The organism is Streptomyces sp. NPDC050560 (genome assembly GCF_044457285.1).
Classification (GTDB): Bacteria; Actinomycetota; Actinomycetes; order Streptomycetales; family Streptomycetaceae; genus Streptomyces.
Map to the genome: position 1 here is coordinate 82,066 of NZ_JBITGT010000020.1, position 15,192 is coordinate 97,257.

A 15,192-nucleotide genomic window follows, 5' to 3' on the forward strand; every position below is an offset into this window, starting at 1 on the left:
CCGGTCGATTCCCGGCCGCCCCGGTGTCTATTTGTCGCCCTTGGGGTGACACCATGGCGACATGACCCCAGGCCCACGCCTCGCACGCGCCGCGGTGTTCGCGGCCCTGTGCGTGTCCGTGAGCGGCCTCGGGCACGCCCTGATGTCGGGCGCGGGCATGCCCCTCTGGGCGCTCGCGTACGCGTTCGCGGCCGTCACCTCGGCCGCCTGGTGGCTGACGGACCGCGAGCGGGGAGCCGGGGTCGTCCTCGGTGCCACGGTCGTGACCCAGATGCTGCTGCACTGCCTGTTCATGCTGGGGCAGTTGGTGACGCTCTCCGCGCCCCGTGGCATGGATTCGGCACCCGGCATGGACGGCATGGCCGGAATGGAGAGCTACTCCTCTGCCGCCCCCACGGCCGCCATGCCGGGCACGTCCGCCATGCATGACATGGGGCTGCACGAGTGGTCAAGTGGCATGCTCCTGGCCCACGTCGGCGCGGGTCTGGTCAGCGGGCTGTGGCTGTGGCGCGGCCAGTCGGCGGTGTTCCGTCTGGCACGTGCCCTGGCTCTGGTGCTGCGGGACGTCTGGGACGCGCGGCCGGTTCGCCTCGCCCCTCCGCCGTGCGTCGTCACTCCTGTGCCCGCAGACGACACTGCGCCGCGGCCGCTCGATCTCCTGCTGCTGCGCCACGTCGTGGTGCGGCGTGGTCCCCCGGTCCTTCCCGAGCACTGCTGACGGGCGCCCGCTCCGGCTGAACGGCCTGGTGGGCGCGGCACCGGTGGGCCCGCTGGCGGCGCGCCGGTCTTCATCCTGCCGGTTCCCGGAGCGGCACCGCCCCCACGTGTGACGTGGCGCGGTCCGCGCGTGCTCCGGGGCCGTTCCTCGGGGACGTGCGCCGTCGCGCCCTCCCCCGGACGAGAAGGACGAGAAGTGATGACTCCTGTCCATGTTCCGCCCGATACCGGGCCACCCATATCCCGCGACGACTCCCAGGTGACTGCCTGGGCCCTGGCCGCGGGCAGCGGTGACGGCGAGGCGGTGGAACACTTCGTGCGGGCCACGCACAGGGATGTGCGCCGGTTCGTGGTGTACCTCACCGCCGACCTGGTCGGCGCGGACGACCTCACCCAGGAGACGTTCCTGCGAGCCCTGGTGAGCCTGCCGCGGTTCGCCGGGCTCTCCGGCGCCCGCACCTGGCTGCTGTCGATCGCGCGCCGCGTCGTTGTGGACCGCTATCGTCACGACGCCGTACGGCCGAGGCTCGCCGACCGCGACGACTGGCAGGAGGCCGCGGAGGGCCGACAACCCGTCGGCCTGCCCGGTTTCGACGAGACCGTCGCCCTGTGGGATCTGCTGGGCGCGCTGGAGAGCGGTCGCCGTCAGGCGTTCGTGCTGACCCAGGTCCTCGAACTGCCGTACGCGGAGGCGGCCGAGCTGATGGGCTGCCCGATCGGCACGGTGCGCTCCCGGGTCGCGCGGGCGCGTGCGGACATCGGCGAGATGCTCCGTGCCGCCGAGCGTGAAGCGCTGCCGCTGGGCGGCTGATCACCGCGGGACGGGTGGCGGCTCCGGTCCGGAACGCCACCCGTCCCGTCGCTGCCTTCCGGCCATCGGCGCGACATCCCCTGAAGTAGTCGTTCCGGACAAGTTCCAGGTTCCCGGTTTGGTGAGAGCGCGGAAGCACGGAGGAGACAGCGGCGCACGAGGCCCGGCTGACGTGCTTCCATCCGCTTCACGCCCCCAGCGTGCGCCCTCGGCGTGGGGGTATGTCCCGACGCGGGTGAACGCCGCGCCGACGCGGCCGACCCGGATGTGACCACCCATGGAAGGGCGTGCACCATGACCGATCCCCTCGACCTCGAACCCCTCGCCACGTTCTGCGGCAACTGCAACTGCGGCTGCCCCCAGCTCTTCGTGGACCCGTCGGCCGCGGAGGACCGGCGCATAGTGATCACCGACGATTTCGGCCAGCAGGTCAGGATGAGCGGTGACCAGTTCGCGTCGCTCGTCGAGGACGCCAAGGCCGGCCGTCTCGACGCGGTGGCGGTCCGATAGGGCGGCCGCGCCGGGACATGCGGGGCTCCCACCGCTTCCGGCTTCCCGCCGTCCCCCTTCCCGCGGTCACCACGGCCGTCCTTGCGGCCGGTTACGGCTGGCTCGGCTCACGGCTCGCCGACTGGCCGGGGGCGGCAGTGGGCGTCCTCCTGGGGTGCGTGACGAGCGCGCTCCTGCACCTGCTGGTGGACCGCGCGATGGCGGACCGACCACGGCGCCGCCGCCTCTCCCGGGCGTCCGGCGACGGAGCCCGCGACCCGCGGCGCTGACCCTCCGCGGTGCGCGTGTGCCGTAAGCAGGGCAACGGAACTGCGGCGCGCTCTTCACCGACCGTGACCCCGGCGCCCCCTGTGTACCCGGGGCCCGATCGGAGCCGGTTTCGGGCGCGGTGCCATCATGGGGCCCGTCATGGAACCGTCCGTGCGGGCCTGCGCCGACCTCAGGCTGCTGCGAGCCGCGTTGTTCGCCGCGGTCTGCGTCGGTCTCTCCGCCGTCGGCCACGCGCTCGCGGGCGGAGAGACTCCCGCCGCCTCCGCACTGGCCGCGGGCTGGCTCGCCGTCACCTGCGCCGCCGTGCCGTTCGCCGGGCGGCGGCGGTCGGCGCGCTCCCTCGCGCCCGCCCTCTTCGGGGGCCAACTCGCCCTGCACGTCCTGTTCGCCCTCGCCTCCCGGGTGCCCTCCGGCGGCGTGCACGCCACCCGGATGGCGACGGGACGCCATCTGCTGTGCGGTGGCGCCGACGAGGCCAGCGTGGCCCGCGCGGTGCGCCTGCTGCGCGCCTCGGGCGTCGACCCGGCCTCGCTCGGAGGAATGCCCCCGCACGCGGGGGGCGGCGCCCAGCACGCGATGGGACTCTTCCCCTCCGGCGGGATGCTCGCCGCCCACGCCGTGGCCGCACTGCTCCTCGGCGTCCTGCTGTGGCGCGGGGACGTGGCCCTCTTCGTCCTCACGGCGCGCCCCGCCGCCGTCACCGTGCCCCGCGTCATGTCCCGCGTGCCGCTCGTGCTGGTCCTGCTCGCCGCCGTCGCGGGGGCCGTGGACGCGGCACGGCTGGCGGCCCGCGCCGTGCGCACGCCAAGCGGCCCGCCACACCGGGGAGTCGCCGCCGTACGTCACCAGCTCGTCCGACGAGGGCCGCCGGGGGTCCTGGTTCCCGTCTGACACCCCGCTCGCCTCCGGGCCGGGTGCCGGGCCCGTACCGGCCCATGGCCGCGGACGCCTGAGCGATTCCTCCGGAACTCGGCTCCTTGCGCCCCGTGGTGGCCGTGGCGGGACGGCCCGCCCCCCGTATATGTGCGGCGGGCTCCGTCCGCTGACGCACCGGGCACGACGCCTTCCGTGGCCGTACGAGACCCGGCACACACAGCGGCACCGCCCCTCCCGCAGGGAGGGTCCCTTCACTCACGCCCCAGGGCGACCGCCGTCGTGCCCGCACGGCGCGGTACCCCCTACACAAGGACAGCTCAGTCATGCACCTCCACCGCCATCTCCCCGGAGCGGGGCTCGCCGTAGCGGCGGCCCTCCTCCTGACGGGGTGCGGCACGGATGGCCAGGGCGGCGACGACGGCGCGGCCGTCGTGTCCGCTCCCTCGGCAGCCCCGTCCAAGGGCCCCGTCGCCTTCGACATCCCGTTCGCCAAGCCCCGGCTGGTCCTCACCGGCCAGGACGGCAAGCCCTACGACCTCGTCGCACGCACCGCGGGCAAACCGCTGCTGCTCTACTTCGGCTACACCCACTGCCCCGACGTCTGCCCGACCACGATGGCCGACCTCGCCGGTGCCCTCCAGCACCTGCCGAAGGGCACGCCCCGGCCCCAGGTGGTCTTCGTGAGCACCGACCCGGACCGGGACAGCGCACCGGAGCTGAAGAAGTGGCTCGCCGCGTTCGACCCGCGCTTCATCGGGATGACCGGTGACTTCAAGACGGTTCAGAAGGCCGCCAAGAGCCTGGGCATCGGGGTCGCGCCGCCGGTCCACAACTCCGACGGCACCATCACCGTCAGCCACGGCGCCGAGGTTGTCGCCTTCTCCGCGAAGGACGACAAGGCCCACGCCATGTTCCCCTCCGGCACGTCCCAGCAGACGTTCGCCGCCGATCTTCCCCGTGTCCTCGAAGGAGCCCCGTCGTGAGAAGCCGCCTCGCCGTCACCACCGCCCTCGCCGCTGCGGCCCTCGTCGGCGGCGCCACCCTCAGCGGCTGTTCGAGTGACTCCTCGGCCGCCACCTCCGACGACCAGCCGCATCTGAAGGTGTCGGGCGCCTACATGCCGCAGCCTCCGCTGACCGAGACCGCCGCAGCCTATTTCACCGTCGACAACACCGGGGGAGCGACCGACAGGCTCACCCGCGCCGACAGCGACCTCGCCCCCATGGCCACTCTCGACACCACCACTGACGCGGGCGCCATGAAGGAGGTCAAGTCCCTGGCCGTACCGGCGGGCGGCACCCTGCGGCTGCGCACCGGGAGCGACCACGTGATGCTGATGAACCTCAAGAGGCGCCCCGAGGTCGGCGACACCGTGACCCTGCATCTCACCTTCGCCAAGGCCGACCCGATCACCGTCAAGGTCCCTGTGAAGCCCGCCACGTACCAGCCCGCGAGCTGACCCGAGCAGACCGGGGGCGCCCGTGCGGCGCCCCCGGCGGAAAGGAGTTCCCGTGATCCTTTGCTCGCCTGGCACCCGCAGCCCGTACCCCTCGAACCGGCGCTGTGCGCGCTCGCCCCGCTGCTCCACGCGGCCGGGGTGGTGCGCCTGCGTCGTCGGGGCGACGACGCCGAACTGGCCGAGTACAACGCCTGCCTGGCCCAGCTCGCCGGAAACGAGCGGCCGGGCGCGCGAGCCGCGGACACCGGCCCGCCGCCCGCGTCGCGCGGTCGTCCGGCGCCGGGAACCACTCCCGCGTCCCGTACGACTACTGCGACGTGAAGCACGACAACACCCCAGGGCGACACGTTCCAGCGGCTCTTCGTTCTCTTGACGGCGTGTCGGCGCGCAGCGCCCTCACGCGTGGCGTGGTGGCCCCCGTGGCGGTCTTCGCCGTCGCGGTGCTGGCACTGCTCCTCTACACCGCCACCGGAGCCGCGGGTGCGCCACCCGCGCGTATCGAGGTCACCCGGGCCCGGGTGCTGCTGCCCAGCAACACGCAGAGCACGGCGGCCCTGTTCGACATCCGCAACACCGGCGAGTCGGCCGACACCCTCCTCGCGGTCGAGTCGCCGCGGCTCGGTACCGGGATGCTCGCGCACACCGTCGTCGCCGAAGGCGCGGGACACATGCGGCCCGTCGCCGGAGTGCGGGTGCCACCGGGGGCGACCGTCTCGCTCGCGCCGCACGGCGTCGACGCCATGCTCCCGGTCCCGGACCGGCGCCTCGTGCCGGGTGAGCACGTCGAACTCACGCTGCGGTTCGCCGGAAGCGGCACGGTGCGGGTCCGCGCCGTCGTCGTCCCACCTGGGGACTGACCGCCGCGTGACATGTCCGGCAGCCGCTCGCGGCCCTCTCGCGACCGGGGGGCCGCGTCGCTCACCGCGGGTCCCCGGCCACCCGCCCGGCCCAGCCCGGGGCACCCCGGCCCCTCTCCCTCGGATTCCTCCTCGGAGCACCACCATGAACCCTCTCGCCGCGCCCGCCTCCTCCACCCGGCACCGTCCGCCCCCGGTGGCCGTGCTCGCCGGGTTCCTCGTTCTCCTGGCCGCCGTGTTCGCTGTCGCCTTCACGGCGGGCGCCTCGGCAGGCCCGGTGAGCCCCACCCTGCATCCGGCGCCCGTGGAGGCGCCTCCGGCGATGGGCGGCATGGAGGGCATGGGCGGCATGGGCGGCATGCGATGAGCGCGCCCGACTCCGTGGCGCGGACCACGGATCTGACGGTGACCGGGATGACCTGTGCGGCCTGTGTGGGACGCGTGGAGAAGCGGCTCGCACGACTCGACGGCGTTACCGCCAGCGTCAACCTGGCGACGGGAACGGCGCGCGTGACGCACCCGGCGTCTGTCACCGCCGATGAACTCGTGTCGGTGGTCCAGGCCGCGGGCTACGGCGCCGGTCTCGTCGAGCCGGACGACGCACCCGTCCCGCCCGGCGACGCTGCCACGCCGGGCGAGATGCGCCGCCTGGCGATCGTCGCCCTGCTGGCGCTGCCGGTGCTGGCCCTGTCCATGGTGCCGTCCTGGCAGTTCGACCACTGGCAGTGGCTGTGCTTCGTCCTCGCCGCGCCCGTCGCCACCTGGGGCGCCTGGCCCTTCCACCGCCGGGCGCTGGCCGGGCTGCGGCACGCGGCCGCCACCATGGACACCCTGGTCTCGCTCGGCGTCACCGCGTCCCTCGGCTGGTCGTGCTACGCGCTCTTCGGCACCGACGCGGGCGCTCCCGGCTACCGGATGCCGTTCAGCCTCCTCCCGGCCGTCCACGGCGGCACCCACGGGTATCTCGAAGCCGCGGTCAGTGTCCCGCTCGCCGTGCTGGCCGGGCGGCTGCTGGAGGGCAGGGCGCGCGCCGGCGCCGGCGCCGCGCTGCGCACCCTGGCCGATCTCACCGTGAAGGAGGCCGCCGTCCTCGGCGCGGACGGCGGCGAGCGTACGGTGCCACTGGAGAGACTGCGCGTGGGCGACACCTTCCTGGTGCGGCCCGGCGAACGCGTCGCGGCCGACGGGGTGGTGACGCGCGGCGCCTCCGCGCTCGACCAGTCGCTGGTCACGGGCGAGAGCAACCCGGTCGAGGTCGCAACGGGTTCACAGGTCGTGGGTGGCGCGGTCAACGCGGGCGGCCCGCTCCAGGTCCGGGTCACCGCCGTCGCCGCCGACGGGCAACTCGCCCGCATCACACGCATGGTGACGCAGGCGCAGGCGCAGAAGGCACGGGTCCAGCGGCTCGCCGACGCCGTGGCGGGCGTGTTCGTGCCGTGCGCGGTCGTGGTGGCGGTGACCGTGCTGGGCTTCTGGCTCGGCGCGGGCGCCGAGGCCCAGTCCGCCGTCACCGCGGCCGTCGCCATCCTGGTCGTGGCCTGCCCCTGCGCGCTGGGTCTGGCCACCCCGACCGCTCTGCTTGCCGCCACGGGGCGCGGCGCGGGTCTCGGGATACTGGTCAAGGGGGCACGCTCGCTGGAGACGCTGCGCGCGATCGACACCGTCGTCCTGGACAAGACCGGCACTCTCACCGTGGGACGCATGGCGGTCACCCGGGTCACCATCCGCCCGCGCGGACTTGCCGAGTCCGCCGTGCTCCGGCTGGCCGCCGCCGTCGAACGCGGCTCAGAGCACCCCGTCGGGCGGGCTGTCGTCGCCCATGCCCGCCAGACCGCCCCCGATGAGGGGCCGCTGCCGGAGGCGGACGACTTCCGGCGGCTGCCCGACGGTGGTGTGGCCGGGCGCGTCGAGGGGCACCGGGTGGAGATCGCCGCCGCCCCCGGGAAGTGTGGGGCGCTCACCGGGGCCGTGAAGGACGCACGCGCGGCCGGGCACGTGTGCGTCCTCGTGCGGCTCGACGGGGTGCCGGAAGCCGTGGTCGAACTAGCCGACAGCGTGCGGTCCGACGCCTACCGCGCCGTGCGCCGGCTACACCGCCTGGGTGTGGCCACGGTGATGGCGACCGGCGACGATGCGGCACCCGCCCACGCCGTCGCCGGAGCCCTCGGCATCACCGAGGTCCACGCCCGCAGTACCCCCGAGGACAAGGCCGCCCTGGTCGCCTCGTTGCGCGCCAGTGGGCGGCGGGTGGCCGTCCTCGGCGACGGTGTCAACGACGCTGCCGCCCTCGCCATCGCCGACCTGGGCATCGCCATGGGAAGCGGCACCGACGCCGCCGCGGCGGCCGCCGACATCACCCTGGTACGGGCGGACATCACGGCCGTCGCCGACGCTGTCGCGCTGGCCCGCCGCGCCCTGCGCACCATCCGGGCCAACCTGGCCTGGGCGTTCGCGTACAACGCGGTGACCCTGCCACTCGCGGCGACGGGCTGGCTCGACCCCATGCTCGCCGCCACGGCCATGTCGGCGAGTTCCCTGCTCGTCGTCGGCAACAGCCTGCGCCTTCGGGCCTGGCACCCCCGGCCGGGCCGCCCGGCCTCCCGGGCCGGTTCGCGACGAGTCCCGGCGGCGGCTGCCCGTGACTTCTGACGGGGCCGGTACGGCAGGCTCCGCGTCCGGTCTTGGCGTCCGCGGGACCGGGCGCGGGACGAGCGGGCAGCGCCTGCCCGGTGGTGACGCGGGCGGTGCGGGTGCCGGTCATGCCAGGTCCTGCGCCAGTTGCACCGGGTGGCCGTCGGGATCGGCGACCCAGCGATCAGCAGCCTGCCCAGCCACTCGTGCGGACCGGTCAGGCCCGGCACGCCACGGGCGGTCAGTGCTTGACGGGCCGCCGCCGCGCGCGCGGCGGTTCCCGGCGGCACCCTGGTCTCGGTCACCGCCGGTTTCGGGCCCACCGACAGGCGCGAACAGCACCCTTCCGTCTCGTCCGGGCCGGGGGGCCGGGGCTCGGCCTTTACTGGTCAGCCGTGATTGCTCTGGCACGGTGTGCAGCGGCCGTGGAGGGTCAGCGCCCCGCAGTCCGGGAGGCTGAAGCGGGCCAGGTCGGCGGCGGAGGTGAGCAGGTCGGTGACGTCGTCCGCGGGGAGGGAGCGCAGGGTGCCGCAGGTGTCGCAGACCGCGTGGTGGTGGCGGGGGTGGTTGAGGCCGTAGCGGCTGGCGCGGTCGCGGATGGTGACGGGGTGGATGAGGTCGACGTCGGTGAGGGTGGTGACGGCCCGGTACACCGTGACCCCGTCCAGCGGGATGTCGAGCGTCTCGATGGCGCGTTGCAGGCCGGGGACGGTGAGGTGGCCCGGGATGGAGGGGGTGTCGGTGCCGGGCGCGGTGGTTTCGGTGTCGCGCCGGTCAAGTCCTGGGGCGCGGGCCAGCGCGGCCATGACGGCGATGCGTGAGGGCGTCGCGCGAAGCCGGTGCTCCCACAGGCGGTTGCGTACACGCAGGCTGAGTTCGCCGAAGCGGTCCATGACCTCAGCGACGCGTATTGCCGAGGCGTGCTCGCCCATGCCTGCTCTTTCCTTCGCCGGCTGCCTGTGGGTGGGAACGCTCACGCCGGGTCGTTCGGTTCCTGGGCGAGGCCGGTGGACCACTTCTCCTCGATGCGGCCGTAGTGCCAGACGAGGAGGGCGATGAGCCAGGAGAGGAAGAAGAGGCCGACGATGCCGTACCCGGCGTAGTCGAGGTTGATGTCGGCGATGGCGGCGAGCGGTCCTGAGGTGATGTTGGCCTGGTCGGTGATGACGCCGATGAGTTCGATGGTGCCGATGATGAGGGCGACGGCGACCGAGAGGGAGGTGATGGTGATGTTGTAGAAGACCTTGCGGACGGGTTTGGCGAAGGCCCAGCCGTAGGCGGCGTTCATGAACACGCCGTCGACGGTGTCCATGAGGCACATGCCCGCGGCGAAGAGGATCGGCAGGACGAGGATCGAGTAGAAGGGCAGGCTGAACGCGGCGGCGCCGCCCGCGAGTACCAGCAGGCCCACCTCGGTGGCGGTGTCGAAGCCGAGGCCGAACAGGACGCCGATCGGGTAGATGTGCCAGGGGCGGCGCACCGACTTGGTGAGGCCGTTCAGGAAGCGGTTCATCAGGCCGCGCTGGTTGAGGCGTTCCTCCAGTTCGTGTTCGTCGTAGTGGCCCGCGCGCATCTGGCGGAAGATGCGCAGGATGCCGACGAGGACGGCCAGGTTGAGGATGCCGAGAATCCACAGGAAGACGCCGGAGACCGAGGCGCCGATGATCCCGGTGACCGAGTGGAGGCCGGAGTCGTCGTCCTCCACCTGGCCGAGCAGTGCCTTGACGCCGACCGACAGCAGGAACGCGAGCGCGAAGACGATCGTGGAGTGGCCGAGCGAGAACCAGAAGCCGACGGAGAGGGGCCGGCGGCGTCGGGGCAGGCCCAGGGCCTCGCGGTCCGACTCGTCGGCGAGGAGCTTGCGGGTGGTGTTGTCGACGGCCGCGATGTGGTCGGCGTCGAAGGCGTGCCGCAGGCCGAAGGTGTAGGCGAGGACGCCGACGCCGGTGTTGAAGACGGGGTGGTCGCCGCCGAGGTGGTAGTGCCGCGGCACGACGAGGCCGAAGAGCACGCCGAAGCCCACGACGTGGAGGAGGACGACGAACCCGAGCATCCCGCCCAGGGAGCGCCAGTCCCCGCGGGTGAGCGAGTTCCTGAACTGGGCAAGACGCTCGCGCAGTGTCGGCTCGTCGACGGTCTGAGTAGTCATTCGCGGTCCCCGCAGTCTCGGCGCACGGATCAAAACCGGCCCGACCGTAGTTCTCGTCTGCGGCTTACTGCAATATAGTTGCAAGAGAGTATGCGGGGTCTTTGCCACCTCTGTGCTAAAGGCGTGCGCGGAGATCGGGGGAGTGCGGGTGGGCCGGGTCCCCGCGCTCTACGCGCTGTGGCGCCCCGACGAGGCGGGGATGTCCGCCTGCACCAGTTCGTCGTGGCCCGGGGCTTCCGCCGCCGCCTCGGCCGCGCGGCGATCGACACCCTGCGCACCGAGTACATTTCGGCGGCGTCGACCGGGTCCCGGCCCCGACTGGTGGCGACGGTGACGAGTACCGCGAGGCCGATGCTGCCGCCGCCCTGGCGGGCGGTATTGATCATCATGCACATGCCGATCCCGCCGAGCGCCAGGCCGGTGATCAGCTACGGCCGGGTCCGGTGCGGGACAGTCGCAGCAGGGCGAGCCGGTACTCCTCGACCTGGGGCAGTCGCCGGGTGGCGAGGTCCGTGATCATCCGCTGGTACGAGGGCGGCAGTTCGGCGTACAGGGCAGGTGGCGGATCACTGAGCGTGTGGCAGGCCAGCACCTCGATGCCGGGGTGCCATGCGGTGAGGTGTTCCGGCCCGTCGCAGGTCCAGCGCATCCTCGCCTCGACCTTGCTGAGCGCATCGTGCTCGTCCTGGGTGTCCACCATGGCGTGGCCGGCGAGATCCAGGGCCAGCAGTGAGCCGGGGAAGCGGTCGGCCAGCCCGTCGATCACGCCTCGTACCTCGGACTCGTCGAGAAAGGGCAGGACGGCCTCGGCGCAGAAGAGGACGCCGCCCTCCTGGGACCGCTCGGTTACGGCGTCCATCCAGGAGTGCTCCGTCACCGATGCGGCGACGGTGGTGCGCCGCGCGGTGTCGGGGAAGAATGCGCGGCGCAGCTCGACCACGTCGGGCAGGTCGAGGTCGAGCCAGTGGACCGCCCCGTTGTCGACGCGCTCGAAGCGGCTGTTGAGGCCGGCGCCGACCTCGACCACGGTGCCCGCAGGGTGCTCGCGCAGGAACCGGCTCGTCCAGTGGTCGAAGAGGCGGGTGCGCATGACGGAACCGGTGAGGGACGCCAGCCCCTCGAAGCGGGAGAAGTCGTGGTCGAGCGCGGCGACGATCTCCTCGGCCCGCGGGTCGCGCAGCGCCGCCTCGGCCTTGCGGTTCTCCACGGCCCTGCCGTACAGCGGGATGAGAAGGGTCTCCTGGACCGTGCCCGGATGTACTCGGCGCTTTTTCATGAGTGCTTCACCGTCCGTCGGGGTTTCGTCGGCGTGGGATGGGGCCTGGCAGCGAGGGGCGCTCAGGCCGAGGTGGGCGCGGCTGGACGGAGCTGCCAGCCGTGCGCGCGCAGGCGCTCGTGCCAGAACCGGGCATAGGTGCCGCCGGAGGCCAACAGGGTGGCGTGGTCGCCGCTTTCGGCGAGGCGTCCCCGTTCGAGGACGAGGATACGGTCCGCGGCGGCGACGGTGGACAGCCGGTGCGCCACCACGACCACGGTTCTGTCCCGTGCGAGTTCGCGGATGGCGTCTGCCACCGCGGCCTCGTTGAGCGGGTCGAGTGCCGCGGTCGCCTCATCGAGCAGCACGACGGGTGCGTCCTTGAGCAGGGCGCGGGCGAGCGAGACGCGCTGCTTCTCTCCGCCGGAGAGGCTAGCGCCCGCTTCGGCGACGGGGGTGTCCCACCCCTTGGGCAGCCGGTCGACGACCTCGTCGAGCCGGGAGATGCGGGCGACGCGTTCCAGGTCGGAGTCGGCCGCGTGCGGGTTGGCCAGGCGTAGATTGTCGGCGATGGTGCCCTCGAAGAGGTACACGTCCTGGAAGACCTGCGCAGTGAGCCGGGAGACACCGACGCTGCCGAGGTCGCGTACGTCCTGCCCGCCGATGCGTATCGTGCCCGAGTCGACGTCGAAGAACCGTCCGACCAGTCTGAGCAGGGTGCTCTTGCCCGCTCCCGAGGGGCCCACGATCGCCGTCAGGCTCCCCCTGGGCAGATGGGCGCTGACCCCGTCGATCACGGTGGGGGTGTCCGGGTAGCCGAAACACACGTTGGTGAACTCGATGTCGGCGCCCTTGGGCTCCGCGGGGTGTGACGGTTCGGGCAGCGGTGGCTCGGCGAGCAGCGCGCGGACGCGGCGAATGGCGTCGGCGTTGACCTGGACGTGCCCGGCCAGCTCGCCGAGCTGGGACAGCGGGTCCATCATGCGGAGGGTGACGACGAAGAGGCCGACCATCGTCGACACCGCGATGTCACCGTCGAGCGCGAGGGCGGCCGTGAGCGCGATCGCCGCGGTGACGACCAGTTGCAGGGTCCCGAAGAACGCGATCAGACCCCATGCGCCGCGGATGGTCAGCCGGGACTGGGACGCCTGCTGGCGCACCAGGGACGCGTCGAGGGTGCCGAGCCCCGGCCGGTCGAGTACACCGTAAGCGCGCAGGGTGGGCTGTTGGCGGGCGTACTCGACGATCCGGGACGCGGTCGCGCCGATATCGTGCTCGTAGTCGTCGTCGTTGCGGCGCACGATCGTCATCAGCAGCCGCAGGGCCAGCGCGCACAGCACCGCACCCGCCGCGAATGCGGCCCCGACCCGCCAGTCCAGCACCGCGCTGCCGACGACCATGGTGACCGGTACGGTCACCCCCACGACGACGTGGCGCAGCAGGTGCGCGGGCACATTGGCCACGTCCATGGTGCCCTTGCCCAGCAGCCGCCCCACAGGACCGGTGCGGTCCGTGCGGAACCAGCCGATCGGCAGCGCGGCGAGATGGTTGCCGATCCTCTCGTGGAAACCGGTCAGTACGTCGGTCCCCACCCGGTAGCCCAGGGATGTGCTCCCGGCGAGAAGGGCGTGGTGTACGGCCACGGTGGCCACGATCGCGGCCAGCCAGCCCACGAAGGCGCCCACGTCCACGGGATGCTCCATCAGCGCGGCCAGGAGCGGGGCGACCAGCAGGAACCCCACTCCCTGGAGGACGCCCTGCGCGGCCTGGGCCGCGAGCATGAGGCGCAGATGGCGCCGGCCCCGGGTATCCAGCAGCTCGTCGAGGTACCGGACCATGGCGATCACTGTGCTGCCCTCCGCTCTGCCGGTACGGCCGGGTGCGCGGCGCTCTCCTGGAGCCATAGCCGCGCGTAGAGCCCTTCGCGGGCGAGCAGGTCGCGGTGTGTGCCGCGCTCGGCGACGCGCCCATGGTCCAGCACCACGATCTGGTCGGCGCCGCGCACGGTGGCCAGCCGGTGGGCGATGACCAGGACCGTGCGGTCCCGCGTCATCTCGCTCAGGGCGTCCTGGATACGGGCCTCGTTCTCCGGGTCGGCGCTCGCGGTGGCCTCGTCAAGCACCAGTACGGGACGGTCCGCGAGGATCGCGCGGGCGACGCACACCCGCTGCCGCTCCCCGCCGGACAGTTCGGCGTCCTCGCCGACCACCGAGTCAAGACCCCGGGGCAGTTCCTCCAGCCGTTCGAGGAGCTGTGCCCGGGCGGCCGCCTCCCGCACCCGCGCGTCGTCGGCGTCGGGACGGGAGAGCCGGATGTTGTCACGGATACTCATGCGCAGCAGGTCGGTGTCCTGGAACACGAACGCGACATGGCGGTACAGTTCCGCGGGGTCGATCCGGCGCAGGTCCACCCCGTGCAGCTCCACGACGCCCTCCTGGGGGTCGTCGAACCGTGGCAGGAGCTTGGCCAGCGTCGACTTCCCGGAGCCCGAGGGGCCGACCAGGGCGGTGACCGTACCGCGGTGCAGTTCGAGGTCGACCGAGTCGAGCGCGACGGTGTCGCCGTACGCGAACCGCACTCCGCACAGCCGCACCACCGGCCCCGGTGTGCCAGGGACGGGGACCACGGGGTCGGCGGGAACCGGCAGTTCGGGGGCGGACAGCAGCTCACGAATGCCGTGGGCCACGCGCAGCGCGGTCACCAGCGGATGGACCGACATCATCACGGTCATCAGTCCCGCCGTGGTCACGGTGCCGAACACGAGGAGCGCGACGAGGTCGGTCACCGCCAGTTCGCCGGCCGCGGTGAGCGCGCCGCCCCCGGCCCCCAGCACGGCGAGGACGCTCGGCGGTGACAACAGGATCTCCGCGGTGACTGACGCCCTGCTGGTCGAGCGCGCCCACTCCAGGAAGAACCGGGCGAAGCTCCGGGAGACGTCCTGGAAGCGCCGGCTCGCCACCCCGGGGGTGCCGAAGGACTTCACGACGCCGATACCGCTGACGAACTCGACGGCGGCGCCGTTGAGGCGGGTCAGCCACTCCATGAACTGCGGGTATTTGGTGCCTGCCTCGGCCATCGCGCGGCGGTAGGCCACGAGCCCGACGACTAGCGGCAACAGGCTCAGCGCCGCGCCCCGCCAGTCGACGGCGAACAAGTAACCGACCGCCACCAAGGGGGGGACCAGGGCGCCGGTCAGCTCTACGACGGAGTGGGCGATCAGTTGGTGCAGCGCGGCGACGTCGTCCTCGACCGTCTTCTTCACCGTGCCGGAGTTGCGCTCGGTGAACCAGCCCAGTGGGAGGCGCCGCAGCTTGGCGAGCAGATCGCGGCGGACGGCGAAGGAGACCCGCAGGTCGGCCAGGTGCGTCAGCACCCCGGCCGCGAAGGTGCCGAGCTGTTTCACCGCGAGGGCGAGCAACGCCACCACGACGACCGGCCACACGTCGGTGCGCCCCGCCACCATCCGGCGGGTGATCTCCACCACCGCGACCAGCGGCGCCATGCCGGCCGCCGCGCTCACCGCGGTGAGCGCGGCGCAGCCGGTCAGGGTGGAACGGGCCGGTGCCAACACCGAGGGTGCGCGGACCCGCGGTGGAGCCGCGGCGCTCCCGGCCGCCGTGGTCGTCGCCATGACACACCCTTTCCGGTCGAGATCCA

General features: G+C 72.9%; 16 protein-coding genes. 11 read left to right on the forward strand and 5 right to left on the reverse strand.

Features of this window, described 5'->3' with window-relative positions; translation table 11 throughout:
• Positions 1 to 61: 61 nt before the first annotated feature.
• From ACIBIW_RS33385 to ACIBIW_RS33435, 11 genes are all read left to right on the forward strand, one after another.
• Positions 62 to 718 (forward strand): hypothetical protein, encoded by a 657-nt coding sequence (locus tag ACIBIW_RS33385; RefSeq protein WP_399341739.1) that lies wholly within the window; start codon positions 62 to 64, stop codon positions 716 to 718.
• Between the two features lie 198 nt (positions 719 to 916).
• On the forward strand, positions 917 to 1,528 hold the full coding sequence (locus ACIBIW_RS33390) for a sigma-70 family RNA polymerase sigma factor (protein WP_399341740.1): 612 nt from the start codon (positions 917 to 919) through the stop codon (positions 1,526 to 1,528).
• 294 nt (positions 1,529 to 1,822) lie between these two features.
• Positions 1,823 to 2,038 (forward strand): hypothetical protein, encoded by a 216-nt coding sequence (locus ACIBIW_RS33395; protein WP_399341742.1) that lies wholly within the window; start codon positions 1,823 to 1,825, stop codon positions 2,036 to 2,038.
• Positions 2,039 to 2,055: 17 nt separating this feature from the next.
• A complete protein-coding gene (locus ACIBIW_RS33400; protein ID WP_399341744.1) occupies positions 2,056 to 2,307 on the forward strand; it encodes a hypothetical protein in 252 nt (83 codons plus the stop codon).
• Between the two features lie 139 nt (positions 2,308 to 2,446).
• Positions 2,447 to 3,199: a hypothetical protein gene (locus ACIBIW_RS33405; protein ID WP_399341745.1), complete on the forward strand. Its 753-nt coding sequence runs from the start codon at positions 2,447 to 2,449 to the stop codon at positions 3,197 to 3,199.
• A 308-nt stretch (positions 3,200 to 3,507) separates the two neighbouring features.
• Positions 3,508 to 4,167 (forward strand): SCO family protein, encoded by a 660-nt coding sequence (locus ACIBIW_RS33410; protein WP_399341747.1) that lies wholly within the window; start codon positions 3,508 to 3,510, stop codon positions 4,165 to 4,167.
• A complete protein-coding gene (locus ACIBIW_RS33415; RefSeq protein ID WP_399341749.1) occupies positions 4,164 to 4,643 on the forward strand; it encodes a copper chaperone PCu(A)C in 480 nt (159 codons plus the stop codon). The genes ACIBIW_RS33410 and ACIBIW_RS33415 overlap by 4 nt, the downstream gene beginning before the upstream one ends.
• A gap of 60 nt (positions 4,644 to 4,703) precedes the next feature.
• Positions 4,704 to 4,964 carry a hypothetical protein gene (locus tag ACIBIW_RS33420; protein ID WP_399341751.1) on the forward strand — a complete coding sequence of 87 codons (261 nt, stop codon included), beginning with the start codon at positions 4,704 to 4,706 and terminating at the stop codon, positions 4,962 to 4,964.
• A 56-nt stretch (positions 4,965 to 5,020) separates the two neighbouring features.
• The gene (locus tag ACIBIW_RS33425; RefSeq protein WP_399341753.1) at positions 5,021 to 5,500 is read left to right on the forward strand and encodes a copper chaperone PCu(A)C; all 480 of its coding nucleotides are present in this window, start codon (positions 5,021 to 5,023) and stop codon (positions 5,498 to 5,500) included.
• A 145-nt stretch (positions 5,501 to 5,645) separates the two neighbouring features.
• Positions 5,646 to 5,867, forward strand: a complete 222-nt coding sequence (locus tag ACIBIW_RS33430; protein ID WP_399341755.1) for a hypothetical protein — start codon at positions 5,646 to 5,648, stop codon at positions 5,865 to 5,867.
• The gene (locus ACIBIW_RS33435; RefSeq protein WP_399341757.1) at positions 5,864 to 8,149 is read left to right on the forward strand and encodes a heavy metal translocating P-type ATPase; all 2,286 of its coding nucleotides are present in this window, start codon (positions 5,864 to 5,866) and stop codon (positions 8,147 to 8,149) included. The genes ACIBIW_RS33430 and ACIBIW_RS33435 overlap by 4 nt, the downstream gene beginning before the upstream one ends.
• A 371-nt stretch (positions 8,150 to 8,520) precedes the next feature.
• Here ACIBIW_RS33435 and ACIBIW_RS33440 read toward each other — a convergent pair whose 3' ends face one another.
• From ACIBIW_RS33440 to ACIBIW_RS33460, 5 genes are all read right to left on the reverse strand, one after another.
• Positions 8,521 to 9,063, reverse strand: a complete 543-nt coding sequence (locus ACIBIW_RS33440; protein ID WP_399341758.1) for a Fur family transcriptional regulator — start codon at positions 9,061 to 9,063, stop codon at positions 8,521 to 8,523.
• A 41-nt stretch (positions 9,064 to 9,104) separates the two neighbouring features.
• Positions 9,105 to 10,280: a HoxN/HupN/NixA family nickel/cobalt transporter gene (locus tag ACIBIW_RS33445; protein ID WP_399341760.1), complete on the reverse strand. Its 1,176-nt coding sequence runs from the start codon at positions 10,278 to 10,280 to the stop codon at positions 9,105 to 9,107.
• A 424-nt stretch (positions 10,281 to 10,704) separates the two neighbouring features.
• Positions 10,705 to 11,556 (reverse strand): class I SAM-dependent methyltransferase, encoded by an 852-nt coding sequence (locus ACIBIW_RS33450; RefSeq protein WP_399341761.1) that lies wholly within the window; start codon positions 11,554 to 11,556, stop codon positions 10,705 to 10,707.
• Positions 11,557 to 11,618: 62 nt separating this feature from the next.
• Positions 11,619 to 13,373 (reverse strand): ABC transporter ATP-binding protein, encoded by a 1,755-nt coding sequence (locus ACIBIW_RS33455; RefSeq protein WP_399341763.1) that lies wholly within the window; start codon positions 13,371 to 13,373, stop codon positions 11,619 to 11,621.
• Positions 13,374 to 13,378: 5 nt separating this feature from the next.
• Positions 13,379 to 15,166: an ABC transporter ATP-binding protein gene (locus tag ACIBIW_RS33460; RefSeq protein ID WP_399341764.1), complete on the reverse strand. Its 1,788-nt coding sequence runs from the start codon at positions 15,164 to 15,166 to the stop codon at positions 13,379 to 13,381.
• Between the last annotated feature and the right edge of the window lie 26 nt (positions 15,167 to 15,192).